The following is a 25094-nucleotide window of genomic DNA, read 5'->3' on the forward strand; positions in this document are numbered from 1 at the left end:
CCGCAGGAAAACCACCAAAGCTCGCACTCGTCGCCATCGCCAGACGCATCGTCGTCACCGCAAACGCCCTCCTACGCGACAACGTCACCTTCCAAACCTGACCAGCCCTCAACACAGTTGCCGGCTCTCCTTCCACTGCGCTCCCGCTCCGTTCCAGTCGGCCGGGGCGCGAGGGAGAACATGGTCTTGTCCCACGCCATCACCCGGCTGCCCGACGAGCAGATCGCCCCGCTGATCGCCCATTACGATGCGGCGGTGCGGGCGCGGCGGCGGCATACGCTGATCATGTTCGGCGTGATCGCCGTGTGCACCGTGCTCGCCGCCTGGATGGGCGAGGTGAAGCCGGACGTGTTCTTCGCCCACGCGGACCGGTTGCCCAACTATTTCTGGAGCATCACGCCGGTCCTGCACTGGAACACCCTCGGCGCCGATCTGTCCGAGTGGTACTGGAACCTCGACCACTGGCTGAAGCTGCTGCTGGATACGATCCTGATCGCCTATCTCGGCACGCTCATCGGCGCCATCGGCGGCTTCTGCCTGTGCTTCCTCGCCAGCGCCAATCTGGTGAAGAGCCCGTGGATCCGCCTCGGCGCCCGCCGCTTCCTGGAATTCTGCCGCACGGTGCCGGAGCTGGTGTTCGCGCTGCTGTTCGTGGTCGCCTTCGGGCTCGGCCCGCTGCCGGGCGTGCTGGCGCTGGCCATCCACACCATGGGCGCGCTGGGCAAGCTGTTCGCCGAGGTGGTGGAGAACATCGACATGAAGCCGGTGGAAGGCGCCACCGCCTCCGGCGCCTCCTGGCTCACCACCGTGCGCTTCGCCGTGGTGCCGCAGGTGCTCTCCAACTTCGCCTCCTACGGCCTGCTGCGCTTCGAGATCAACGTGCGCGAAGCCTCCATCATGGGCTTCGTCGGTGCCGGCGGCATCGGACAGGACCTCGTGGAGGCCATCCGCAAGTTCTATTACTCCGATGTCTCCGCCATCCTCCTCCTCATCATCGCGGCGGTGATGATCATCGATCTCGTCACCGAGCAGGTCCGCCACCGCCTCCTCGGCTTCGGAGCGCAGCGATGAGCCGGGCCCGCATCCACCTTTCCGGAGACGAGCGCGCACGCCTTGCCGCCGCCCATCCGCACCTCGTCGCGCCGCCCATCAACACGCGGGTCCGCGTCGGCATGATCATCGCGGTGTTCGCCGGCATCGCGGCCTTCGGCTTCTGGCAGCTCGGCTTCAATTTCGATCGGCTTGGCAGCGGCATCGCGCAGCTCGCGCATTTCGTCACGCTGATGATGCCGCCCGATCCCGGCACGCAGCTGCCGCTCTACATGCACGCGCTCGGCGAGACGCTGGCCATCGCCTTCCTCGGCACGCTGGGCGGCGCCATCGTCGCCTTTCCCTTCGGCTTCCTCGCCGCGAAGAACGTCATTCCCAACATCTTCGCCCATTTCGCCGTCCGCCGCGTGCTGGACACCGTGCGCGGCGTGGACCGGCTGATCTGGGCGCTGATCTATGTGACGGTGGTGGGCCTCGGCCCATTCGCCGGCATCCTCGCCATCGCCACCGCGAGCTTCGCCGAGCTGGGCAAATTGTTCTCGGAGGCCGTGGAGGCGCTGGACCGGAAGCCCGTGGAGGGCGTCGTCTCCACCGGCGGCTCACCCGTGGAGGCGGTGCGCTTCGGCATGCTGCCGCAGGTGCTGCCGGTGCTGGCGAGCCAGCTGCTCTATTACTTCGAATCCAACGCCCGCCAGTCCACCATCGTCGGCATCGTCGGCGCCGGCGGCCTCGGCCTGCACCTCGCCGAGCAGATCCGCGTGCTGGAATGGCAGAAGGTGTCGTTCCTCGTCCTGATGATGCTCATCATGGTGGCGGTGATCGACTTCATCTCCTCCCGCCTGCGCTTCGCCATCATCGGCAAATCCCGCATCGGGTGAACGCGCGGGCAGATCGCCTTGGGACGGACCCGGGCCCTTTGCTCCGCTCCCCCGCCCTCTCCGCAGTCATCCCCCGCCTTGTGCGGGGGATCCACTTTGCAGCCGAAGCGGTGTGCGGTTGTTCAGACACCCGGCTCGGCGGAGGGGTGGATGCCCCGGACAAGCCGGGGCATGACAACCTGACAAGAAGCGGCGGCGCCTCAGTACAGAATCTCCCGATAGCGCGCGACCATCTGCTCCTGGCTCTCCGGCGCCTCAATTGCGAAGGACGAGGCGGCGCCGGCGGCGTCCTTGGCGGCGATCTGGTCGCGCAGCATCTCGCCCATGGTGGGCAGTTGGGTGCGCTCCACCTGCGCCTCCGGCTCCCACAGGCGCGAGCGCATGAAGGCCTTGGCGCAGTGCAGATAGGCCTCCTTCACCTCCACCCGCAGCACCGTGCGCGGCGCCTTGCCGCCGACGGTGAAGAGGCGCGTCAGCTCCTCGTCGTCATGGATGAAGGCATTGCCGTTCACCCGCAGCGTCTCGTCCACGCCGGGAATGAGGAAGAGCAGGCCGACCTGCCCGGTGGCGAGGATGTTGGTGAGGGAATCCAGCCGGTTGTTGCCCGGCCGGTCGGGAATGAGCAGGTCGCGCTCGCGCGCCGCCACGAAGCCCGGCACATCGCCGCGCGGCGAGACATCGGCAGCGCCGGAGGCATCGGCCGTAGCGATGAGCACGAACGGGCTCAGCGAGATGAAGTGCCGGCAGTGCCGGTCCAGCCGGTCCAGCTGCTTGGCGACGCTGCGTCCGGCAGCAGCACCATAGAGACGGCGCAGGGCAGCTTCATCGGCGACGACGGCCATGGGGCAGAACCTCCTTCGGATACCTATTTCTCGCGCAAACGATTGGGCTGACGCAAGCACCTAGGGCTTGAAAACCAGCTGCACCCGGTCGGCGGCGAAGGAGGAACGGCCCCATTGCAGCGGCGCGCCGTTGGCCTCCACGTCGAGCCGCTCCAGCACCATCACCGCGCGTCCGGGGGCGAGGGAGAGAATGTCCATCTCGCGCGGATTGGCGGGGCGGGCGGTGATGCGGGTCTCGCGGCGGCGGAAATCCTCGATGCCCAGTGTCGCCAGCGCCCGCGTCAGCGATCCGGTGGCTTCATAGATGAGATCGAGGTCGCGGCAGCGGGCGGCGGGAAACCAGGCCGAGCCGCAGGAGATGGGCACGCCGTCCGCCTCGTGGGTGGTCTCGATGCGCAGCACCGGCGTGCCGATGGCGAGCTGCAGCTCGCGCGCCACGTCCGCATCCGCCGCCTCCACCGTGGAGCCGCGGAACCGGCCGGACGGCTCGCGCCCGCCCGCCGCCACGATCTCGGAGAAGCGGGTGCGCGCGCCGATGGGATAGCGCAGCGGCGGCTCCTTCACGAAGGTGCCCCGCCCCGCCGTCGCCTCGATGAGCCCGGCCTCGGAGAGATGGGAGAGCGCGCGGCGCAGGGTGTGGCGATTGACGCCGAAGCGCTCGGCCAGCTCGGCCTCCACCGGCAGGCGCACGCCGGGCGCGAGCGTGCCGGCGAGGATGTCCGCCTCCAGCTTCTCGGCGATCTGCCGCCACAAAGTGACTCCGCTGCCCCGCGCGACCGAGGGCACGGCTGGCGATGCCTCGTCCTCCGTCATCGGGCTGTGACCATCGGCGGCGAGACTGCGCGGCGCACCAGACATTCCTGCCTCTCCACGTCCGCCCCAGGAAGTCACCGAGGGCGCAGATACCTTCTTGCGCATTTGTATAGACTATTATACAAATCATGTCCAGCAAGGCCCCGCGGCAGGGTTCGCCCGTTTGCGCCAGGGTCAGGGACATCTGGAGACCGCCCGTGAGGTCCGAACCGCCGCACATCACCGAGCCGCAAATCGCCGCCGTTCCCGACCCCGCCGCCGAGCAGGCCGCGCGGGAGGTGATGATGGGCCTTTATGCCCGCGCCACCCGCGCCGAGCTTCAGGCCGCCGTGGAGCGCTTCCAGCCGTTGCCGCAGCTGAAAAGGCTGCGCCCGGCGGAGGCCGGCCTCATCATGGTGCAGGGCCGTACCGGCGGCGACGGCGCCCCCTTCAATCTGGGCGAGGCGACCGTGACGCGTGCCGCCGTGCAGCTCGCGGGCGGTGCCACCGGCGTCTCCTATCTGCTCGGCCGCGACCCGGCGAAGGCGGAGGCCGCCGCCATCCTCGACGCTTTGTGGCAGGACGCGGCGCTGCGCCTCGCCGTCACCGACGCGCTTACCCCCGTGCGGCGCCGCCTCGCGGTGGAAGCGGCGCGGGCGGCGGAGGAGACGGAGGCCACCAAGGTCAATTTCTTCACCATGGCGCGGGGAGAAGACTGATGGCCATCCCTGCCCTCGCCGTCCCCGCCCTCGCCGCCGGCTTCGCCGATCCGGTGCACGACGCCCAGCGCAGCTTTGCGGCCGTGATGCGCGCCATGTCCGAGCCGGGCCTTCCCGTGCCGCTGGCGAGCGACCTCGACCCGCCCGCGCCGCTCTCCCGCGAGGCCGCCGCCTGCGCCCTCGCGCTGCTCGATTACGAGACGCCCGTCTTCCTTGACGCGGCGCTCTCCGCCGCGCCGGCCGTGGCCGCCTTCCTGCGCTTCCACACCGGCGCGCCGGTGGTGGATGACCCCGCCGCCGCCCGCTTCGCGTTCATCGCCGACGCGGCGGCGCTGCCCGATTTCGGCGCCTTCGCGCAGGGCGAACCGGACTATCCCGATCGCTCGGCGACGCTCATCGTGCAGGTCAGCGATTTCGGCACCGGCGCGATCGTCCTCGAAGGCCCCGGCATCAAGGGCCGCCGGAGCTTTTCCGCTGCGCCGCTGCCGTCCGACCTGCCGGCGCGGCTTGCCGCCAACCGGGCGCTGTACCCGCTCGGCATCGACCTCATCCTCACTGCGCCGGGGGGCGTTCTGGGCCTGCCGCGCACGGTGAAGCCCGTGATGGAGGACTGATCCATGTACGTGGCCGTCAAGGGCGGCGAGGCCGCCATCCGCAATGCCCACGCATTGCTCGCCAAGAAGCGGCGCGGCGAGGAAAGCGTGCCGGAGATCGGGCTCGACCAGATCGCCGGCCAGCTCTCCCTCGCCGTGGACCGGGTGATGGCCGAGGGCTCCCTCTATGACCGGGAGCTGGCGGCCCTCGCCATCAAGCAGGCGCGGGGCGACCTGATCGAGGCCATCTTCCTCGCCCGCGCCTTCCGCACCACCCTGCCCCGCTTCGGCGCTTCGGTGCCGGTGGATACGGGCGCCATGCGCATCGAACGGCGCATCTCCGCCACCTTCAAGGACCTGCCCGGCGGGCAGGTGCTCGGCCCCACCTTCGACTACACCCACCGCCTGATGGACGAGCGGCTGGCGACACACGCGAGCGATGCCGACGCGCCGCGCCAGCTCGCCCCCTCTCCCCGCGCGGGAGAGGGCTGGGGTAAGGGGGAGGAGCGCCGGGAAGCCGACGCCACTCCGGCCGCTCCCATGCCCCGCGTCACCGATCTGCTCGGCGGCGAAGGCCTCATCGAGCCCTCCCCGGCCGATGACGGCACGCCCCCGCGCGACCTCACCCGCGAGCCGCTCTCCTTCCCCGCCGACCGGCCGCTGCGCCTGCAGGCGCTGGCGCGGGGCGACGAGGGTTTCCTGCTGGCGCTCGGCTATTCCACCCAGCGCGGCTATGCCCGCACCCATCCCTTCGTGGGCGAGATCCGCTTCGGCACGGTGGAGGTGAGCCTTCCCGTGGAAGAGCTGGGCTTTGCGGTGCCGCTGGGTGACATCGCCGTCACCGAGTGCCAGAGCGTGAACCAGTTCAAGGGCTCGGCCACCGAGCCGCCCCAGTTCACCCGCGGCTATGGCCTCGTGTTCGGCCAGTCCGAGCGCAAGGCCATGTCCATGGCGCTGGTGGACCGCGCGCTGCGCTTCAAGGAGCTGGGCGAGGAGAAGAGCGCCCCGTCGCAGGACGAGGAATTCGTCCTCTCCCATTGCGACAACGTGCAGGCCACCGGCTTCGTGGAGCACCTGAAGCTGCCCCACTACGTGGACTTCCAGGCCGAACTCGACCTCATCCGCCGCATGCGCGCGGAGGCCGAAGCCCCTGACGAGATGAAGGAGGCCGCCGAATGAACGCGCCCGTCACCGCCTCTTCCATGCCGGCCATCACCTACAATTTCGCCTATCTCGACGAGCAGACGAAACGGATGATCCGCCGGGCCATCCTGAAGGCCATCGCCATTCCCGGCTATCAGGTGCCCTTCGCCTCGCGCGAGATGCCCATGCCCTACGGCTGGGGCACCGGCGGCGTGCAGGTGACGGCGGCCATCCTCGGCGCGGACGACGTGCTGAAGGTGATCGACCAGGGCTCGGACGACACCACCAATGCGGTGGCCATCCGCACCTTCTTCGAGACCACGGCCGGCGTCGCCACCACCACGCGCACGCAGGACGCCACCATCATCCAGACCCGCCACCGCATCCCGGAGGCGGAGCTGAAGGCGGGGCAGACCATCGTCTTCCAGGTGCCCATCCCCGAGCCGCTGCGCTATTTGGAGCCGCGAGAGACCGAGACGCGCCGCCTGCATGCGCTGGCCGATTACGGCCTGATGCAGGTGAAGCTCTACGAGGACATCGCCCGCCACGGCCACATCGCCACCACCTATGCCTATCCGGTGAAGGTGGAGGGCCGCTACGTGATGGACCCCTCCCCCATCCCGAAGTTCGACAATCCCAAGATGAACGACAGCCCGGCCCTGCAATTGTTCGGCGCCGGGCGCGAGAAGCGCATCTATGCCATCCCGCCCCACACGCAGGTGGTCTCGCTGGATTTCGAGGACCATCCCTTCAAGGTGCAGGCCTTCAAGGAACCCTGCGCCTTGTGCGGGGCAACCGGCGTCTATCTCGACGAGGTGATCCTCGACGACAAGGGCGGGCGCATGTTCGTCTGCTCCGACACCGACCATTGCTCCACCCGGCAGGCGGAAGGGCACACGGGGACCATGAGCGCGCCTTACCAGGAGGCTGCCCATGACTGACGCGCCGCTTCTCACCGCCCGCGGCCTCGCCAAATATTACGGCCACCGCCTCGGCTGCCGCGACGTGGACCTGACCCTGCACGAGGGCGAGGTGCTCGCCATCGTCGGGGAAAGCGGCTCCGGCAAGTCCACCCTGCTCGGCCTCCTCTCCACCGAGCTGGCCCCCTCCGCCGGCAGCGTCACCTACCGGATGCGGGACGGCGCCACGCGTGATCTCGCCTCCCTCTCGGAGGCCGAGCGCCGGCTGCTGCTGCGCACCGACTGGGGCTTCGTGCGCCAGCATGCCGAGCAGGGGCTGCGCATGGCGGTCTCGGCCGGCGGAAACGTGGGCGAGCGGCTGATGGCCGTGGGCTGGCGCCATTATGAGAACATCCGCAGCGAGGCCACCGACTGGCTTTCGCGCGTGGAAATCGCCGCCGAGCGCATCGACGACGACCCGCGCACCTTCTCCGGCGGCATGCGCCAGCGCCTGCAGATCGCCCGCAACCTCGTCACCCGCCCCCGCCTCGTCTTCATGGACGAGCCGACCTCGGGCCTCGACGTCTCGGTGCAGGCGCGCCTGCTCGATCTCATTCGCCAGCTGGTGGAGGAATTCGGCCTCGCGGTGGTCATCGTCACCCATGATCTCGCGGTGGCGCGGCTGCTCTCCCACCGCATCATGGTGATGAAGTCCGGCCGCGTGATCGAACAGGGCCTCACCGACCAGGTGCTCGACGACCCGCGCGAGCCCTACACCCAGCTCCTCGTCTCCTCGGTGCTTGCGGCATGATGAACGAGACTTCCGTGTCCCGGCCAAGTGCAGCGCCACCTGTGGCGCGGAACGCGAGCCGAGACCCAGCGCAACATTCCGCCGAAGGCGCTTCCATGCCAACCACCGCTCAAGCTTTGCCTGCTGCGCAGGAGTCCTGCGCTGGGTCCCGGCTCGGCGCTCCGGCTACGCCGTCGCTGGTCCGGGACACGCAGGACCTCCTCCTCCGCGTCGAAAACCTCGCCAAGAGCTTCACCCTGCACCTGCGCGGCGGGCTCACCCTTCCCGTGGTCTCCGGCGTCACCTTCGACGTCCACGCCGGCGAGTGCGTGGCGCTGGGCGGGCCATCGGGGGCGGGGAAAAGCTCCATCCTCAAGATGGTCTATGGCAATTACCGCATCGACACCGGCTCCGTGCGCATCGCCGATGGCGACGCGTTCGCCGAGGTGGCCGACGCCGCGCCGCGACAGATGCTGGCACTCCGGCGTGCCCGCGTCGGCTATGTCAGCCAGTTCCTGCGGGTCATCCCCCGCGTCCCCACCCTCGACGTGGTGGCGGCGCCCCTGCGGGCCGAGGGCGTGGACGAAGAGACCGCCAAGGCCCGTGCCGGCACGCTCCTCGCCCGCCTGAACCTGCCGGAGCGCCTGTGGTCGCTGCCGCCGGCCACCTTCTCCGGCGGCGAGCAGCAGCGCGTGAACGTGGCGCGCGGCTTCATCGGCTCCCAGCCGCTTCTGCTGCTGGACGAGCCCACCGCCTCGCTGGACGCCGCCAACCGGCAGGTGGTCATCGACCTCATCCGCGAGAAGAAGGCGGCGGGCGTTGGCCTGCTCGGCATTTTCCACGATGCCGAGACCCGCGAGGCCGTCGCCGACCGGGTGGTGGACGTCACCCGCTTCGAAGCCTGATCCACACGCCCGCGAGCCCGGCTCGCGGGTCGAGCCCGCGCGGCGCCTGAGCGCCCCCTCGGCGCCGGTCCAAGACCGGGGCCGCTGGACTGATCCCGGAGCCCCTTTCATGAGACAGGTTTTCGCCAACGCCCGCCTCGTCCTCGCCGACGAGATCGTGTCCGGCCACGTGAGTGTCACGGACGGCGTCATCTCCGCCATCGGAAGCGGCGTGGTGCCGGCCGGCGCCGAGGACATGGAGGGCGACTATCTCCTCCCCGGCCTCGTGGAGCTGCACACGGACCATGTGGAGGGCCACCTCGCCCCCCGCCCCAAGGTGCGCTGGAACCCCCTTGCCGCCATGCTGGCCCACGACGCGCAGATCGCCGCCTCGGGCATCACCACCGTGTTCGACTCGCTGCGGGTGTGGCCGGACAAGAAGGCGGTGGGCATGGACGGCGACGCGCCGCTCCTCATCGCCGCCCTGGAGGCGGCCCGCGCCGCCGATGCGCTGCGCGCAGACCATTTCATCCACCTCAGGTGCGAGGTGCCCACCGACACGGTGGTTCAGGACGCCGAAGCGATCCTGAAGAAGACGCCCGTGCACCTGATCTCGCTCATGGACCACACGCCGGGCCAGCGGCAGTTTGCGACCATCGACCAGTTCCGCTCCTATTACATGAAGAAGAGCGGCATCAGCGCCGAGGAGATGGACGTGATCGTCTCATCACGGCTCGACTTCCACGAACGCTACGCCCGCGAGAACCGCGCGGGTCTGGTGGCCCTCGCCCACGCCCACCGCTGCGTGGTCGCAAGCCATGATGACGGCACCCCCGAGCATGTGGCCGAGGCCGTCGGCGACGGCGTCGCCATCGCCGAATTCCCCACCACCGAGGAAGCCGCGCGCCTCTCCCACGAAGCCGGCATCCGCGTGCTGATGGGCGCGCCGAACCTGGTGCGCGGCGGCTCCCACACCGGCAACGTCTCGGCGGAATCGCTGGCGCGGGGCGGGCGGCTGGATATCCTCTCGTCGGACTATGTGCCCTCGTCCCTTCTCTGGGCGGCGTTCGACCTCACCCGCCGGGTGCCCTCCATCCAATTGCCCGAAGCGGTGCGGATGATCACCAAGACCCCGGCCGAGGTGGCGGGCCTTGCCGATCGCGGCGAGATCACGGCTGGCCGCCGCGCCGACCTCGTGCGGGTGGCGCTGGCCGGCGAGATGCCGGTGGTGAAGGGCGTGTGGCGGGAAGGGCGGCGCGTGGCATGACGAAAGATGCGGCCGGCGCAAAGGCTGGCGACACATTCGGCCCCGGCACCCTGCTCCTCGTGGTCGGCCCCTCCGGCGCCGGCAAGGACACCCTCATCGACATCGCCCGCGCGCGCTTTTCCAGCGACCCGCGGGTGCTGTTCGCCCGCCGCCTCGTCACCCGGCCTTCGGGCACGGGAGAGGCGCACGGCACGCTGTCGGAAGCCGAGTTCGACGCGCTGCTCGCCGAGGGGCGCTTTCCCCTGTTCTGGCGGGCGCACGGCCTTTCCTATGCGCTCGGCCCGGAGGTGGCGGAGGTGATCGCCCAGGGCGGCGTCGTGGTGGCCAACGGCTCCCGCGCCACCTTGCCGGAAGCCCGCCGCCGCTTCGCGCGGGTCAGGGTGGTGCATGTGACGGCGCCGGTGCCGGTGCGCGCCGCCCGCCTCGCCATGCGCGGACGCGAAAGCGCCGACGACATCGCCGAACGCCTCGCCCGCGCGCCGGAACTGGACGTGGCCCCTGACCTCAGCATCGACAATGTGGGCACGCCCGCCGAGGGTGGGGCGCGCCTCGTGGACTTCATCGCCGAGGAGCTTGCCGCGGTCGCCTGACCGCGGCCGACTTCCTCACCGCCGCTCGCCGGCCGGCAGATAGGGCTGGAGCGCGTGGGCGAGCTTGGACGGGGTGAGCGACTGGAGCCACACCGTGCCGGGGCCGGCAAGGCGGGCGAGGAAGAGGCCATCGCCTCCGAACAGCATGTTCTTCACGCCCCGCACGGTGGTGATCTCGAAGGAAACGCTGTCCTCGAACATGCCCACATGGCCGGGATGCACCAGAAGATCCTGCCCCGGCTGCAGCGTGTAGCTGACGATCTCCCCGCCCAGCTCGATGAAGGCCGAGCCCTCGCCCGTGAGGTGCTGCAGGATGAAGCCATCGCCGCCGAACACGCCGGCCCCCAGCGTCTGCTGCACCCCGACGCCGAGGGAGAGCGTCGGCGCCCCGGCGAGGAAACCGTGGCGGTGGACGAGATAGCCGCGCCCCGGCGCCACCTGCATCTCGAAGATGCTGCCGGGCACCGTGGCGGCGAACGCCACCAGCGCCTCCCCGCCCTCGGCCGTGAACTCCGTCATGAACAGCCCGCCGCCGCCCAATGCGCGGCCGATGGCACCGAAGAAGCCGGTGGAGCCGCCGGTGGCCGTGGTGGTGCGCATGGCGACGTTGGACGTCATCCAGGAGAGGCGGTCCGTCTCGGCCAGCACGGTCTCGCCCGGCGCCAGCGTGAAGGTGAGCACGGGCAGCGTTGTTCCGGAAATCTCGTGGCGCATGTTATCTCTCCCGGTAAGGCCGCACCGAGATTAGGGTGAGGAAAGGCCCACGCAAGCAAGCCTTCCGGCCAAGCCTGAAACAAGCTGAGGAAAAGCCCATGCGCGCCGCAACGCTCCTTCTCCTCTCGCTGATTGCGACCCCCGCTCTCGCGCAGCAGCCCGCCGTCCTGCCCTATCTGAACGCCCCGGCCGAGGGCGCGCCCATCCTGCGCCCGCCGACGCTCTCGCTCTCCATCAATGGCGGGCCGGCGCGCCGCGCGATCATGGATACCGGCTCCACCGGCGTGGTGGTCTCGGCCAGCGCCATCCCCGGCTTCGACCAGCTGACGCCCCTCGGCCCGGGCGAACTCACCTACACCTCCTCCGGCCGCATCATGCGCGGGGTGAACGTGATGGTGCCGGTGACGGTGGCCGGGGCGGACGGCACCAGCGTCACCACCCAGCCCATCCCGGTGCTGGCGGTGACGCGGATCGACTGCCTGCGCAATGCCCGCAGATGCCGGCCCATGGATGCGCCGCGCCGCGTCTCCATGCTCGGCATCGGCTTCGCCCGCGCCAAGGACCGCCAGCCGGGCGCGGGGCCGGGGCGCAACCCCTTCCTCAACGTGACCGGCATGGGGCAGGCAGGGATGGGCACGGCCGATTTCAAGCGCGGCTATGTGGTGACGCGGCGCGGCGTGCAGGTGGGGCTGGCGAAGGACACCGGCGCGGGCTTTCAGAAGGTGAAGCTCGCCAGCGACCCCGCCACCGGCGACTGGCAGCCCATCACCGCCTGTCTCGCCCTCAACGCCCGCGCCCCCGCCGCCTGCGGCACGCTGCTGCTCGATACCGGGGTGTCCATCATGTACCTGACCCTGCCGCCGGCGCAGACGGACGGCCTCGCCGTGCCGGGCCTGCGCGGCGGGCGCGTGGTGGCGGACGGCGCCAGCCTCGCCATCTCCCCCGGCACGGGCCAGCCGGCCCCGGCCTACAGCTTCACGGTGGGGGATCGCGGCAATCCGGTGACGCCGGAACGCGTCATCCTCGTCGGCCGCGGCGACCGTCCGCCCTTCGTCAACACCACCGTGCGGGCGCTGAACGCCTTCGACTATCTCTTCGATGCAGACGCCGGGGAGGCCGGGTTCCGGACGGTCGGGCGATAGGGGAGCGAACAAAGCCGGAAGACCGGGCGGCGTCCGATTCGGTCACGCCCTGTTCGTGCTGTGTGCGCGGGGTGGGATATCGATCGTCCGATTCTGGGACACATGCACGCGCCGTATCACCGTCATGGCCGGGCTTGTCCCGGCCATCCACGTCGGGCCGAGAGGACACCGTGCGAAGGCAGGTTCCCAGCCGCTCCACGTGGATGCCCGGGACAAGCCCGGGCATGACGGCCTGCAAAGTCAGGAGGTGACAGCCAGCACAGAAAGGGACGAACAAATCCCGAAAACCGGCCGCTGCCTGATTCGGTCATGGCCCGTTCCCGCTCCATCCCTGCCCCGCCGGACGCCCCGTCCCGTTCCGGGACAGGCTCACGGCTTCAGATAGAGCGCGAGCCGCGTGGCGGCGTTGCGCAGGTGCTCCTCGGCGGCCGCGCGGGCGGCGGGGGCGTCCTGCCGCTCGATGGCGGAGAAGATGGCCACGTGCTCGTCCTGAACCGCCTGGGCGAGGCCGCCGAGGCGGGCGGTGTTGGCGCGGGCGGTGCGGATGAAATGGCGCACCCGGTGGTCGAGGAACTGGGACAGGTCGCGGAAATAGGGATTGCCCGTGGCCTCCACGATGGCGCGGTGGAAGGCCATGTCCTCGTCCACCCCCGGCTCGCCGCGAAACACCGCCGCCTGCATGGCGTCGAGCTGGGTCTGGATGCGGCCGAGGTCTTCCTTCGTGCGGCGCACGGCGGCGTGGGCGGTGGCGTTGGCCTCCACCGCCATCAGCAGCTCCACGATGGCACTCATCTCTGCACGGTCGCTGAGATCGGCGATTTCCAGCCGGAAGGAGGAGGCGGCGCCGGGATCGGCGACGAAGGCCCCCGCCCCCTGCCGGCTGGTCACGAGGCCGTCGTGCTTCAGCCGGCCCACCGCCTCGCGGACGATGGGGCGGCTGACGCCATAGGTCTCGGACATCTTGTGCTCGGTGGGCAGCTTCTCGCCGGGCTGGAGACGGCCGGAGGCGATTTCCTCGCGCAGGCGCTGGGCCAGCGTGTCGGCGAGCGAGGGCGCGCGGCCGAGAATGTCGCGGGGCATCGCGCGGGGCGTTTCGCGGGGGTCCGCCATCCTGTGTTCCTCACCTCCGGCGGCCGTGTGTTGTTGTTGCGCCCGCTGCTGGTGCGGCGCCCCACGGCTCAGCTAGCAATATAAAGACCACCGTTCACATGCACTGTCTCGCCTGTGACGAAGCTCGCCCAATCGGACGCGAGAAAGGCGACGACCCGCGCCACCTCCTCCGCCGTGCCCAGCCGCTTCAGCGGCGTACTGGCGAGCAGCGCCCCGCCATTGGCCGCCATCAGCGGGCGCACCATGGGCGTGTCGATGAGGCCGGGCGACACTGCATTCACCCGCACCTTCGGCGCCAGCTCCTGGGCCAGCGTGCGCGAGAAATTCAGCACCGCGCCCTTGGCCGCCGCATAGTCCGCGTGGCCGACGCTGCCCCTGTGCCCGGCCATGGAGGCGACGTTGACGATGGACGCCCCCTCGGCGAAATGCGGGATGGCGGCGCGGCAGGTGTAGAACACCCCGTCCAGATTCACCGCGATGCCGGTCCGCCAATAGTCGTCCGTCATCTCCGCCACCCGCCGCTCGCGGTAGAGGCCGGCCGAGGTGACGAGCACGTCCAGCGTGCCGAACTTTTCCGCCAGCGCCTTGAGCGCGGCATCCGCCTCCTCGGGCTTCGCCGCGTCCTGCCGGAGCGGGAGGACGCGGGCGCCGGTGGGGTCCAGCTCCGCCGCGAAGGCGGAGACGCCCGCATGGTCGAGATCGGTGAGCACGCAATTGGCGCCGAGGTCGAAGAACACCCGCGCGATGGCGCGGGAGATGCCGCCGTTGGCGCCGGTCATCAGCAGGGTCTTGCCGGTGAAGTCGATCATCACGCGCCTCAGGTCATCAGCCAGCCGCCGGCCACGTCCACCACCTGCCCGGTGACGAAAGCGGAGGCGTCGGAGGTGAGGAACACGCAGGTCGCCGCCACCTCCTCCGGCTGGCCGAGACGGCGCAGCGGGGTGGAGAGACGCACCGCCTCGTTGGCGGTGGAGGCGGTGCCGCGCATCATGGGCGTGTCGATGCGCCCGGGGGCGATGGCGTTCACCGTGATGCCGTAGGGGCCGAGCTCGCCCGCCAGATGCTTGGTGAAGCCGATGAGGGCGGCCTTGGAGGCGGCATAGTGGACGCCCACGATGTCGCAATAGGTGCGCCCCGCCACCGAGGCGATGTTGACGATGCGGCCCCGCCCCTGCGCCTTCATGCCGGGCGAGAGCGCCCGCACGCAGTTGAAGGCGCCGGTGAGGTTCACGTCGATCACCCGCCGCCATTCCTCCGGCGGCATCTCCCAGGCTTCGGAGCGGCGGCCGTCCGCCCCGCTCTTGGGCGAGATGCCGGCATTGTTCACCAGCACCTCCACCGGCCCGAGCGCCGCAGTTGCGGCCTCGGCGGCGGCCGCGACGGCGGCATAGTCGGAGACATCGGCGGCAAGGCCGATGGCGGCGATGCCGCGAGCGACGGCGGCTTCCGCGGCCTCGTTCGCCAGCGCCGCATCATGGTCCACATAGGCGACGGCGAGGCCCGCATCGGCCAGCGCATCCGCCTGGGCGCGGCCGATCCCTCGGCCGGCGCCCGTGACGAAAGCAACCCGCGCGCTCACCGGCCGGTCTCCAGCATGATCTTGCCGAGATGCGCGCTCGATTCCATCAGCGCATGGGCCTCGCGCGCCTGCTCCAGCGGGAAGGTGGCGTGGATGAAGGGCTTCACCTTGCCCGCGTCCAGCAGCGGCCATACGTCCCGCATGAGGGCGTCGGCGATGGCCTTCTTCAGCGCCACCGGGCGGGCGCGGAGCGTGGAGCCGGTGAAGGTCAGGCGCTTCAGCATGACAGGCATGAGGTCGATGGTGACTTCGCTCGGCTGGAGGAAGGCGATCTGCACGAGGCGCCCTTCCACCGCGAGGGCCTGGAGGTTGCGCGCCACATAGGGGCCGCCCACCATGTCGAGGATTTCCTCGACGCCCTTGCCGTCGGTGAGCGCCTTCACCTCGGCGACGAAATCCGTGTCGCGATAGTTGATGGCCGCGTCGGCCCCCAGCGAGAGGCAGAAGTCGCACTTCTCCTTGGAGCCCGCGGTGGCGATGACGCGCGCGCCGGCATGGTGCGCGAGCTGGATGGCGGTGGAACCGATGCCGCTCGATCCGCCATGGATGAGGATGGTCTCACCCGCCTTCAGCCCGCCGCGGGTGAAGACGTTGTCGTAGACGGTGTAATAGTTCTCCGGCAGTCCGGCGGCTTCCAGAAGCGACAGTGGCTTCGGGATCGGCAGGCAGAGCGGCGCTTCGGCGATGCAGTATTCCGCATAGCCGCCGGAGATCACCAGCGCGCAGATCTCGTCGCCGATCTTCGGCGAGGTGACGCCCTCGCCCAGCGCAACCACGCGGCCCGCGATCTCAAGGCCGGGCACGTCAGTGGCACCGGGGGGCGGGGGATAATTGCCGGCGCGCTGCAGGCAGTCGGGGCGATTCACGCCCGCCGCCACCACTTCCACCAGCACCTGCCCGGGGCCGGGACGCGGCACGTCCGCCGTCTCGACCGTCACCACCTCGGGACCGCCAGCGCCCGCAAAACGGACCTGTCGCATGGTCTTGGAAATCTCTGCCACCGGCTTCCTCCCTTGCGCCTTCTGCGAGGCTTTCCGGCACCTGTCGGCGGCGGTCCTTGCGGCCGCGCCCGGTCCCGGCGGCGCCCTCATCACGGCGCGTTCTGGTCGGCGAGGAAAATACATAGGTCGTACTTGTCAGGCAACTTGGTTATCTGCATTATCCGCCTCGCCAGACGGACCGGCCACCACGCCGGACCGCAGCCGAAGGGCACGAAAACCGTGCCCGAGCAACGGTTTGAATCGCCCGGCCCGAACCGGGGTCGGCGGAGGGAGGAAACCATGAAGTTGTTTGCGCGGGCGGCGATCGCCGCCGCAATGCTTGCTGCCGTGCCGCTGGCTGCGACCCAGCCCGCAGCGGCCCAGGGCACCGTGAAGTTCGGCGCTCTCTATCCCTTCTCCGGCACCCTCGCGCTGCTCGGCGACGAGAGCTTCCGCGGCTTCGAGCTGGCGGTGGAAGAGCGCAACGCGGCCGGCGGCCTCAACGGCCAGAAGATCGAGTTCATCAAGGGCGACGCGGTTGATCCCAACCAGGCGGTCGGCGAGGCGCGGCGCCTCACCTCGGTGGACAAGGTCTCGGCCATCTTCGGCACCTATTCCTCGTCTTTGTCGCTGGCGGCGACGCAGGTGACGGAACTCGCCAACATTCCCTATTTCGAGCTGGGCGCGATCTCCGATCCCATCACCGAGCGCGGCTTCAAGTACGTGTTCCGCACCAACGCCACGGCGCGCGACTTCGCCAACCGCATGGTCGATTCGATCATCGAGGCCATCGCCCCGGCACTCAACACCAAGCCCGGCGATCTCAAGATCGGCATCATCCACGAGGACAGCCTCTACGGCCAGACCGTCTCCGGCTATCAGAAGGCCCGCGCCAAGGAGAAGGGCCTCAACGTGGTCGAGGTGCTGCCCTATTCGGCGAAGTCGGTGGACCTCACCCCGGTCATCCTGCGCCTGAAGTCCGCGGGTGCCGACGTGGTGCTCCAGACCTCCTACCAGAACGACACCGTGCTGTTCTTCCGCCAGATGAAGGACCAGGGCTACAAGCCCAAGGCGGTGATGGGCGCCGGCGGCGGCTATTCCACCCGTGACACCATGCAGGCCGTGGGCGCGGAGAACATGGAAGGCGCCCTCGACGTGGACTTCACCCAGTACAACACCAACCCCAAGGCGGCGCCCGGCATCACCGAGTTCGCGGCGAAGTACAAGGCCAAGTACGGCATCGATCCGCGCTCCGGCCACTCGCTCGCCAACTACATGGGCGCCAAGGTGTTCTTCGACGCCATCGCCAGCGCCAAGAGCACGGATGCCGACAAGGTGCGCGCCGCCGTCCTCGCGGTGGACATCCCGGTGGGCCAGACCGCGACCGGCTGGGGCGCCAAGTTCTCCGAGCAGGGCCAGAACACCCGCGCCGTGCCCTTCCTGATGCAGTGGCAGGGCGGCAACCTCGTCACCGTGTTCCCGACCGACGCCGCTGTCGCCAAGATGAAGACCGGCATCGGCGCCAACTGAGCATCAAACTGAGGCGGCGGACCTCCCGCGCCGCCCTGCCCCGCCCGGTCTGGCTCCGGGCGGGGCCCTTCGACACCGGACCGGCGCAGCCCGCTGCGCCCTCGGCCGAAGCCGCGCCCCTGCCCCGGCGCGGCGCCGGTTCGCTGCGCCCCGACGGCACGCCTCACCCACCTGCGCACTGGAGCCAAGCGCGATGGACGTTCTTATCCAGCTGGTGCTCAACGGCATATTGCTCGGCAGCATGTATGCCATCATCAGCGTCGGCCTCACCCTGATCTTCGGCATCGTGCGGGTGGTGAACTTCGCCCATGGCGAGTTCCTGATGGTGGGCATGTATGCCGCCTATCTGCTGGCCGCGAAGTTCGGCCTGCACCCCTATGCCGCCGCGGTGCCCATCGTGATCCTGCTGTTCGCCATCGGCGCGGCGGTGCAGCGTTTCCTCATCCAGCCGCTGCTGGGGGCCGAGGAGCACATCCAGATCTTCGCCACCGTCGGCCTCTCCACCGCGCTGGTGAACCTCGCGCTGCTGGTGTTCGGCGCCGACCTCTATTCCATCCCCCCGTCGGCCGCGCAGGGCTCGGTGATGGTAGGCGGCTTCTCCCTGGTGAAGGGACAGCTCGTGATGTTCGTGTGCGCCCTGGCGCTGGTCGCCGGGCTGCACCTGTTCATGCAGTCCACCGCGCTCGGCCGCGCCATCCGCGCCACCGCGCAGAACCGCAATGCGGCGCTGCTGATGGGCGTGAAGGTGGACCAGATCTACGTCATCGCCTTCGGCATCGGCGCCGGCTGCGTGGGCCTCGCCGCGGCGCTGGTGATGCCGCTCTATCCGGTGACGCCCACCATCGGCACCTACTTCGTGCTCACCGCCTTCGTGGTGGTGGTGCTGGGCGGCATGCGGTCCATGTACGGCGCCTTCTTCGGCGCCATGATCATCGGCCTCGTGGACAGCCTCTCCGGCTACTACATCGCCCCCGACCTGAAGGAAGTCGTCTATTTCGCGCTCTTCCTCGCCATTCTCATCTTCAAGCCCACCGGCCTGTTCGGCCTCGGCCGCGGCACGGAGTGATCCGATGAGCCTTCAAGACTCCTCGCCCGCCTCCACCGCCGGGAAGTCCTCGCCGGCGGCCTCCGGCGGCCCTTCCCTGCTCGCGCGTCTCGCCAATCCGCGGGTCTATTGCGCGCTCCTCGCGCTCTCCCTGCTGGTCATCATCCCGGCCTGGTCGGGCTCGACCTTCGTGATCCACGTCTTCGTCACCATCTGCGTGTTCGGGGCGCTGGCGACCGCGTGGAACATCCTCGGCGGCTATGCCGGCCAGCTCTCGCTGGGCCACACGGTGTTCTACGGCATCGGCGGCTATACGGCGGCGCTGCTTTTGGACAGCTTCGGCCTCTCGCCCTGGATCGGCATGATCGGCGGCGCGGCGCTGGCGGCGCTGGTCTCCGTCGGCATCGGCTATCCCTGCTTCCGGCTGCGCGGGCCGTTCTTCTCGCTGGCGACCATCGCCTTCCTTGAGGTGGTGCGGCTGCTCGCCATCCATTTCAACGGCCTCACCGGCGGCTCGGCCGGCCTCGTGGTGCCGCTCCAGATCGGCTGGCCGTGGATGATCTTCCGCGAGAAGATCAACTATCTCTACATCGCCTTCGGCCTGCTGCTCCTGTCGCTCGCGGTCAGCTACGCCATCCGCAACTCGCGGCTCGGCTATGCCCTCACCGCCGTGCGCGAACGCGACAGCGCGGCCCAGGCGGCGGGCATCAACATCAACGGCGTCAAGCTGTGGGCCATCGCCATCTCGGCAGCGCTCACGGCGACGGTCGGCACCTTCCACGCCATGTACATGACGTTCCTGGAGCCGGCGACGCTGTTCTCTCTCGCCACCGCCATCGAGATCGCCATGTTCGCCCTGATCGGCGGCCTCGGGACGGTGGCGGGGCCACTCCTCGGGACGGTTCTCGTCGTACCATTGGCGGAACTCGCCCGCGGCTGGCTCGGGGCCTCGGCCAACGGCCTGCACGGCTTCGTCTACGGCACCGTGCTGGTCGTCATCACCCTGACCCTGCCCGGCGGGCTGGTGGGCACCTTCGGCCCGTTCGTCACCCGTCTCATCGACCGGCTGCCCGGCGGCGGGCGAACCCGGCCGGAGACCGTCGCTCCCGCGGCCAAGCTGGTGGGCGGCACGGTCGGCGAGCCGGTGCTGAAGGCGACCAACCTCGTGAAGCGCTTCGGCGGTCTGGTGGCCACCGACAACGTGTCCCTCACCCTGAAGCGCGGCGAGATCCTCGGTGTCATCGGCCCCAACGGCGCCGGCAAGACCACCGTCTTCGCCCAGCTCTCCGGCTTCCTCGCGCCCAATGCGGGCACGGTGGAACTCTTGGGACAGGACGGCAAATGGCACCAGCCGAAGACGCCGGACGCCTTCGCCCGCCTCGGCATAGGCCGCACCTTCCAGATCGTCCAGCCGTTCGGCAAGCTGACGGTGCTGGAGAACATCATGATCGGCGCCTTCCTGCGCCACCGCTCGGTGGATGACGCCCGCGCCGTGGCGCTGCGCGTGGCCCGCACCGTCGGGCTCTACGAACTGAAGGACGTGGAAGCGGGCACCCTGCCCATCGGCGGCCTGAAGCGGCTGGAAGTGGCGCGCACGCTCGCCACCGAACCCACCATCCTCCTCCTCGATGAGGTGATGGCCGGCCAGAGCCAGTCCGACACGCTGAAGATGGTGGAGCTGGTGCGCGCCATCCGCGACAGCGGCGTGAGCGTGATCGCCATCGAGCACAACATGCAGGCCATCATGAGCCTCTCGGACCGCATCGTCGTCATCGACAGCGGCAAGGTGATCGCCGAGGGCGCGCCGGAGACCGTCGTGCGCGAGCGCCGGGTGATCGAGGCCTATCTCGGGGAGGATTTCGTCCATGCTCAAGGTCTCTGACGTGACCGCCGGCTACGGCCGGACCGTCATCCTCCAGGGCCTCTCGCTGAACGTGGGGCGGGGCGAGGTGGTCACCATCATCGGCTCCAACGGCGCCGGCAAGACGACGCTCCTGCGCACCATCTCCGGCCTGGTGAAGCCCACCTCCGGCTCCATCGAGTTCGACGGCAAGCGCATCGACCGCATGAGCCCGGACGAGATCGTCGGCTCCGGCCTCATCATGGTGCCGGAGGCGCGCCAGCTCTTCCCTGTCATGACCGTGCGCGACAACGTGCTGATGGGCGGCTACCACCCGAACGTCCGCGCCGGGATGATGGAGCGCTTCGAGGAAGTGTTGGACATCTTCCCCCGCGTCCGCGAGCGCCTCTCCCAGCTCGCCGGCTCCCTCTCCGGCGGCGAGCAGCAGATGGTGGCCATCGCCCGCGGGCTGATGGCGAAGCCGAAGCTCCTGATGCTGGACGAGCCCTCCCTCGGCCTCGCGCCCATCATCGTCGGGCAGATGTTCGACGTCATCGACCGCATCTGCAAGAGCGGCACCACGGTTCTCCTCGTGGAGCAGAAGGCGTTCCACGCGCTGAAGATCGCCGACCGCGCCTATGTGATCGAGAACGGCGAGATCGCCATCGAGAACACCGGCGCGGGCCTGCTCGCCGACCCGCACATCAAGACCGCCTATCTCGGCATCTGAGACCGGACCTTTGCCCATGACCGCGTCGACCACCGCCCCGACATCCCGCGAGATTTCCGGCCTCACCAAGGTCTACGGCATCCTCGCGGACCCCATCCATCACGTGAAGACACCGCAGATGCTCAACGCGCTCATGGCGCGCGAGGGCCGCGACGGCGTGATGGTGCCGTTCCACGTCTCCTCCGAGGAACTGCCCCGCCTCGTGGACGGGCTGAAGGCCATGAAGAGCCTCGGCGGCTTCGTGGTGACGGTGCCGCACAAGACCGCCATCGTGGACCTTCTGGACGAGGTCTCCGACAGCGCCCGCCGCATCGGCGCCTGCAACGTGGTGCGCCGGGAGGAAGACGGGCGGCTCATCGGCGACATGCTGGACGGCAAGGGCTTCGTCGGCGGGCTCATCGCGGCCGGTATCGATCCGAAGGGCAAGAGCGTCTATCTCGCCGGCGCCGGCGGGGCGGCCAATGCCATCGCCTTCGCCTTCGTGGAAGCCGGCGTCGCCCGCCTCACCATCGCCAACCGTACGCGGGCGAAGGCGGAAGACCTCGCCCAGCGCCTCGCCGAGGCCTTCCCAGGCGCCCCGGTGGAGATCGGCACCGCCGACCCCTCGGGTCACGACATCGTCGCCAACGCCACCTCGCTGGGGCTGAAGGCGGGCGATGCCCTGCCCCTTGATGCGTCCCGGCTGACGAGCGACCAGATCGTCGCCGAGGTCATCATGCAGCCGGAGGAAACCGCCATCCTCGCCGCCGCCAAAGCGAAGGGCTGCCGCACCCATCCCGGCAAGCCCATGCTGGTGTGCCAGCTCGATCTGATGGCCGACTTCCTCGGCATGCGCGCGCTCATCTCGCATTCCTCGGGAGCAGCCTCGTGACCGGCGCGCTGGCGGGCCGCTGTGCCCTCATCACCGGCGGCGCCTCGGGCATCGGCCTTGCCGTGGCGCGGGCCTTCCGGGCGGAGGGCGCCTCCCTCGTATTGCTCGACCTCGATCCCGCCGCCGCGTCCGTCGCGGAAGAGCTGGGCGAGACCCTCGCCGTCAAGGGCTCGGTGACGCGCAAGGCCGATATCGTGGCCGCTTTCGACGCCGCCGAGGTGCGGTTCGGGCCGGTGGACATCTGCCTCGCCAATGCCGGCGTCTCGCAGAATGCCCCCACCCTCTCGGTGAGCGAGGAGGAGTGGGAGCGGGTCATCTCCATCAACCTCACCGGCGTGTTCCTCACCGCGCAGGAAGCTGGCCGGCGGATGATCGCCCAGGGCGGCGGCTCGCTGCTGCTCATGGCCTCCATGTACGGCATCGTCGCCGCGCCGGAGCGCATCGGCTACTGCGCCTCCAAGGCCGGCGTTGCCATGATGGCCAAGGCGCTCTCCTGCGAATGGGCACGCGAGGGCGTGCGGGTGAATGCCCTCGCCCCCGGCTACGTGCGCACCCCCTTCCTCGACGACCTCGCGCAGCGCGGCCGCCTCGACCTCGACAGGCTCAAGGCTCGCACCCCCATGGGCCGGCTGATCGAGACCGAGGAGGTGGCCCGCATGGCCGTTTTCCTCGCCTCTGACCAGGCAAGCGCCGTGACCGGTCAGGTCATGGCCGTCGATGGCGGCTGGACCGCCTACGGCTACCTCTGAACACGTCTGCGGCGGGTGCCGCAGGCGTACTGAACACAGCTCCCGGCAGGTGCCGGAAGCATCGAAATGAAACGTTTTAATTGACGGTCCCGACGCCACTCCGAGCGCAGGAGGACGCCGCGGCACGGAGACAAGATATGCCCGAGACCATTGCCCTTCATCCCGCCGCGCCCTGGGTCGAACTGAAGTCCACGGAGGCCGATTGGGCCGCCGCCGACCCGGCTTTGCTGAAGGAGCTGCTGGCACAGATGGCGCTCATCCGCGCCTTCGAGGAGAAGGTGCTTGAGCTGGCCGGCGAAGGCCTCGTGCACGGCCCGGCCCATTCCTCCATCGGCCAGGAGGGCGGCGCGGCCGGCTCCATCGTGGGCCTGCGCCCCACCGATCAGGTCAACGGCTCCCATCGCGGCCATCACCAGTTCCTCGCCAAGGCGCTTGCTTATGTGGCGCCCGGGCTCGATCCCACCGCGCCGCTCAGCGACGACACCCACGCCCTGTTCCACCGCTCGCTCGCCGAGATCCTCGGCCTCGAGCCCGGCTTCGGCCACGGGCGCGGCGGCTCCATGCATCTGCGCTGGGGTGAGGCGGGGGCCATCGGCACCAATGCCATCGTCGGCGGCGGCGTGCCGCTGGCGGCGGGTGCCGCCTTCGCCCACAAGCGCGCGGGCACGGGGGATGTGGCCATCTCCTATTTCGGCGACGGCGCGGTGAACATCGGCGCGGTTCTGGAGACCATGAATCTCGCCGCCGCGTGGGATTTGCCGCTGCTCTTCTTCATCGAGAACAACGGCTACGCGGTCGCCACCACCGTGGAGGAGGCGACCCGCGAGACGCGCCTCTCCGGTCGCGGCACCGGCTTCGGCATTCCCTCCTGGAAGGTGGACGGCATGGACCCGCTGGCGGTCCATCTCGCCACGCAGGAAGCGCTGAAGATCATGCGCGCGGGCAAGGGCCCGGCGGTGATCGAGGCAGACGTCTACCGCTATTTCCACCAGAACGGCGCCTTGCCCGGCTCCGCCTTCGGCTATCGCACCAAGGAGGAAGAGGCTTCCTGGCGCGCCCGCGATCCCATCAAGCGCACCGGCGCGGCGCTGGTGGCGCGCGGCGTGCTCACGCAGGATGATCTCGACGCCCTCACCGAACGCGCGCAGGCCGCCATGGCGGACGCCGCCGCGCAGCTCGTCGAGACCGTGGGCAACAAGCGCCGGGTGATGCCCGGCATGTGGCCGGACGTGTCCTTCGTGGACGAGGGCATCCGCGGTGATCTCTCCGAACTCTCGGGCAAGCGCGCCGAGGAGGAGGCGACCTATCGCGGCCGCCTTTCCGAGCGCAAGTTCGTGGACGCCATCGCCGACGTGCTCCACCGCCGCTTCGAGACGGACGAGCGCTTCGTCATCATGGGCGAGGACATCCACAAGCTGAAGGGCGGCACCAACGGCGCCACGCGCGGCCTCGCCGCCGCCTTCCCGGACCGCTGCCTCGGCACGCCCATCTCCGAAGGCGCGTTCGCGGGCCTTGCCGGCGGCATCGCCATGGACCGGCGCTACCGGCCCATCATCGAGTTCATGTATCCCGACTTCATGTGGGTCGCCGCCGACCCGGTGTTCAACCAGATCGGCAAGGCGCGGCACATGTTCGGGGCAGATGTTCCGGTGCCGCTGGTGCTGCGCACCAAGATCGCCATGGGCACGGGCTACGGCTCCCAGCATTCGCTGGACCCGGCGGGCGTGTTCGCCACCTCCCCCGGCTGGCGCATCGTGGCGCCCTCCACCCCGTTTGACTACGTGGGCCTGATGAATGCCGCGCTGACCTGCGAGGACCCCGTGCTCGTGATCGAGCATGTGGACCTCTACCAGACCTCCGGCGCCATTCCCGACGGCGACCTCGACTACATCATCCCCTTCGGCAAGGCGAAGGTGGTGCGGCCCGGGGCCGAACTCACCATCCTCACCTATTCCGCCATGGTCCACCGCAGCCGCGAGGCGGTGGAGGAACTGGGGCTCGACGCCGAGATCATCGACCTGCGCTCTCTCGACCGGGCCGGGCTCGACTGGGACACCATCGGCGAGAGCATCCGCAAAACCAACAACGTGCTGATCGTGGAGCAGGGCTCCCTCTCCACCTCCTACGGCGGCTTCCTCTCCGACGAGATCCAGCGCCGCTATCTCGACTGGCTTGACCAGCCGGTGCAGCGCGTGACCGGCAAGATCGCCTCGCCCACCATCTCCAAGGTGCTTGAGCGCGCCGCCTTCGCCGGCAAGGAAGAGGTCATCGCGGGCCTCGCCGTCACCATGGCCGCGAAAGGCACGCCGCTGCCGGGGATGCCCGGCGCCGCCCTCTAGTCCCATTCGGATCGAAGA

At 69.6% G+C, this 25094-nt stretch carries 25 protein-coding genes; 18 read left to right on the forward strand and 7 right to left on the reverse strand.

Translation table 11 applies throughout. From position 1 onward, the window contains the following. Positions 1–186 precede the first annotated feature (186 nt). The gene (phnE, locus tag EJ105_RS23160) at positions 187–1071 is read left to right on the forward strand and encodes a phosphonate ABC transporter, permease protein PhnE (RefSeq protein WP_250168243.1); all 885 of its coding nucleotides are present in this window, start codon (positions 187–189) and stop codon (positions 1069–1071) included. Next, positions 1068–1928: a phosphonate ABC transporter, permease protein PhnE gene (gene phnE, locus EJ105_RS23165; RefSeq protein WP_250168185.1), complete on the forward strand. Its 861-nt coding sequence runs from the start codon at positions 1068–1070 to the stop codon at positions 1926–1928. The genes phnE (EJ105_RS23160) and phnE (EJ105_RS23165) overlap by 4 nt, the downstream gene beginning before the upstream one ends. A gap of 200 nt (positions 1929–2128) precedes the next feature. On the opposite strand, the gene EJ105_RS23170 is transcribed toward phnE (EJ105_RS23165), so the two are convergent. Together EJ105_RS23170 and phnF are read right to left on the reverse strand one after the other, a co-directional pair. Then, a complete protein-coding gene (locus tag EJ105_RS23170) occupies positions 2129–2770 on the reverse strand; it encodes a pyridoxamine 5'-phosphate oxidase family protein (RefSeq protein ID WP_250168186.1) in 642 nt (213 codons plus the stop codon). A 60-nt stretch (positions 2771–2830) separates the two neighbouring features. Then, the gene (gene phnF / locus EJ105_RS23175) at positions 2831–3628 is read right to left on the reverse strand and encodes a phosphonate metabolism transcriptional regulator PhnF (RefSeq protein ID WP_250168187.1); all 798 of its coding nucleotides are present in this window, start codon (positions 3626–3628) and stop codon (positions 2831–2833) included. Between the two features lie 152 nt (positions 3629–3780). Between phnF and phnG the strand changes: the two genes are divergently transcribed. From phnG to phnN, 8 genes are all read left to right on the forward strand, one after another. Further along, entirely contained in the window at positions 3781–4281 is a 501-nt protein-coding gene (phnG, locus tag EJ105_RS23180; protein ID WP_280938438.1) for a phosphonate C-P lyase system protein PhnG, read from the forward strand. After that, complete coding sequence (phnH, locus tag EJ105_RS23185) at positions 4281–4895, forward strand: phosphonate C-P lyase system protein PhnH (RefSeq protein ID WP_250168188.1); 615 nt, start codon at positions 4281–4283, stop codon at positions 4893–4895. Before phnG ends, phnH begins: the two co-directional genes overlap by 1 nt. A gap of 3 nt (positions 4896–4898) precedes the next feature. Next, entirely contained in the window at positions 4899–6053 is a 1155-nt protein-coding gene (locus tag EJ105_RS23190; RefSeq protein WP_250168189.1) for a carbon-phosphorus lyase complex subunit, read from the forward strand. Positions 6054–6076: 23 nt separating this feature from the next. Next, positions 6077–6958: an alpha-D-ribose 1-methylphosphonate 5-phosphate C-P-lyase PhnJ gene (locus tag EJ105_RS23195; protein ID WP_029555069.1), complete on the forward strand. Its 882-nt coding sequence runs from the start codon at positions 6077–6079 to the stop codon at positions 6956–6958. Next, positions 6951–7727 (forward strand): phosphonate C-P lyase system protein PhnK, encoded by a 777-nt coding sequence (gene phnK / locus EJ105_RS23200; RefSeq protein ID WP_250168190.1) that lies wholly within the window; start codon positions 6951–6953, stop codon positions 7725–7727. Before EJ105_RS23195 ends, phnK begins: the two co-directional genes overlap by 8 nt. A gap of 95 nt (positions 7728–7822) precedes the next feature. Further along, positions 7823–8611: a phosphonate C-P lyase system protein PhnL gene (gene phnL / locus EJ105_RS23205; protein ID WP_250168191.1), complete on the forward strand. Its 789-nt coding sequence runs from the start codon at positions 7823–7825 to the stop codon at positions 8609–8611. Between the two features lie 109 nt (positions 8612–8720). Then, complete coding sequence (locus EJ105_RS23210; protein ID WP_250168192.1) at positions 8721–9857, forward strand: alpha-D-ribose 1-methylphosphonate 5-triphosphate diphosphatase; 1137 nt, start codon at positions 8721–8723, stop codon at positions 9855–9857. Next, positions 9854–10447, forward strand: coding sequence for a phosphonate metabolism protein/1,5-bisphosphokinase (PRPP-forming) PhnN (phnN, locus tag EJ105_RS23215; RefSeq protein WP_250168193.1), 594 nt, complete (start codon positions 9854–9856; stop codon positions 10445–10447). The genes EJ105_RS23210 and phnN overlap by 4 nt, the downstream gene beginning before the upstream one ends. A gap of 15 nt (positions 10448–10462) precedes the next feature. Here the strand turns inward: phnN and EJ105_RS23220 are convergent, their stop codons facing one another. Then, positions 10463–11161: a TIGR00266 family protein gene (locus EJ105_RS23220; RefSeq protein ID WP_250168194.1), complete on the reverse strand. Its 699-nt coding sequence runs from the start codon at positions 11159–11161 to the stop codon at positions 10463–10465. Positions 11162–11259: 98 nt separating this feature from the next. On the opposite strand from EJ105_RS23220, the gene EJ105_RS23225 reads away from it, so the two are divergent. Further along, on the forward strand, positions 11260–12303 hold the full coding sequence (locus EJ105_RS23225) for a hypothetical protein (protein ID WP_250168195.1): 1044 nt from the start codon (positions 11260–11262) through the stop codon (positions 12301–12303). A 369-nt stretch (positions 12304–12672) separates the two neighbouring features. Here EJ105_RS23225 and EJ105_RS23230 read toward each other — a convergent pair whose 3' ends face one another. The 4 genes from EJ105_RS23230 to EJ105_RS23245 all read right to left on the reverse strand — a co-directional run bounded on the left by EJ105_RS23230 (position 12673) and on the right by EJ105_RS23245 (position 15972). After that, entirely contained in the window at positions 12673–13413 is a 741-nt protein-coding gene (locus EJ105_RS23230) for a FadR/GntR family transcriptional regulator (protein WP_250168196.1), read from the reverse strand. A gap of 68 nt (positions 13414–13481) precedes the next feature. Continuing rightward, positions 13482–14222, reverse strand: a complete 741-nt coding sequence (locus EJ105_RS23235) for an SDR family NAD(P)-dependent oxidoreductase (RefSeq protein ID WP_250168197.1) — start codon at positions 14220–14222, stop codon at positions 13482–13484. An 8-nt stretch (positions 14223–14230) separates the two neighbouring features. After that, on the reverse strand, positions 14231–14992 hold the full coding sequence (locus tag EJ105_RS23240) for an SDR family oxidoreductase (RefSeq protein WP_250168198.1): 762 nt from the start codon (positions 14990–14992) through the stop codon (positions 14231–14233). After that, a complete protein-coding gene (locus EJ105_RS23245; protein WP_250168244.1) occupies positions 14989–15972 on the reverse strand; it encodes an NAD(P)H-quinone oxidoreductase in 984 nt (327 codons plus the stop codon). The genes EJ105_RS23240 and EJ105_RS23245 overlap by 4 nt, the downstream gene beginning before the upstream one ends. Positions 15973–16272: 300 nt before the next feature. Between EJ105_RS23245 and EJ105_RS23250 the strand changes: the two genes are divergently transcribed. From EJ105_RS23250 to EJ105_RS23280, 7 genes are all read left to right on the forward strand, one after another. Then, positions 16273–17502, forward strand: a complete 1230-nt coding sequence (locus EJ105_RS23250) for an ABC transporter substrate-binding protein (RefSeq protein WP_029555080.1) — start codon at positions 16273–16275, stop codon at positions 17500–17502. A gap of 193 nt (positions 17503–17695) precedes the next feature. After that, positions 17696–18568, forward strand: a complete 873-nt coding sequence (locus EJ105_RS23255; RefSeq protein ID WP_024277925.1) for a branched-chain amino acid ABC transporter permease — start codon at positions 17696–17698, stop codon at positions 18566–18568. Positions 18569–18572: 4 nt separating this feature from the next. Continuing rightward, positions 18573–20429, forward strand: coding sequence for a branched-chain amino acid ABC transporter ATP-binding protein/permease (locus tag EJ105_RS23260; protein WP_250168199.1), 1857 nt, complete (start codon positions 18573–18575; stop codon positions 20427–20429). Beyond that, positions 20413–21117: an ABC transporter ATP-binding protein gene (locus EJ105_RS23265; RefSeq protein ID WP_024277923.1), complete on the forward strand. Its 705-nt coding sequence runs from the start codon at positions 20413–20415 to the stop codon at positions 21115–21117. The genes EJ105_RS23260 and EJ105_RS23265 overlap by 17 nt, the downstream gene beginning before the upstream one ends. 16 nt (positions 21118–21133) lie before the next feature. After that, positions 21134–21988 carry a shikimate dehydrogenase family protein gene (locus tag EJ105_RS23270; protein ID WP_250168200.1) on the forward strand — a complete coding sequence of 285 codons (855 nt, stop codon included), beginning with the start codon at positions 21134–21136 and terminating at the stop codon, positions 21986–21988. Further along, on the forward strand, positions 21985–22737 hold the full coding sequence (locus tag EJ105_RS23275) for an SDR family NAD(P)-dependent oxidoreductase (RefSeq protein ID WP_250168201.1): 753 nt from the start codon (positions 21985–21987) through the stop codon (positions 22735–22737). The genes EJ105_RS23270 and EJ105_RS23275 overlap by 4 nt, the downstream gene beginning before the upstream one ends. Before the next feature lie 137 nt (positions 22738–22874). Continuing rightward, positions 22875–25076 (forward strand): alpha-ketoacid dehydrogenase subunit alpha/beta, encoded by a 2202-nt coding sequence (locus EJ105_RS23280; RefSeq protein ID WP_250168202.1) that lies wholly within the window; start codon positions 22875–22877, stop codon positions 25074–25076. The last annotated feature ends 18 nt before the right edge of the window (positions 25077–25094 follow it).

This window comes from Xanthobacter aminoxidans, from assembly GCF_023571765.1.
Classification (GTDB): domain Bacteria; phylum Pseudomonadota; class Alphaproteobacteria; order Rhizobiales; family Xanthobacteraceae; genus Xanthobacter; species Xanthobacter aminoxidans.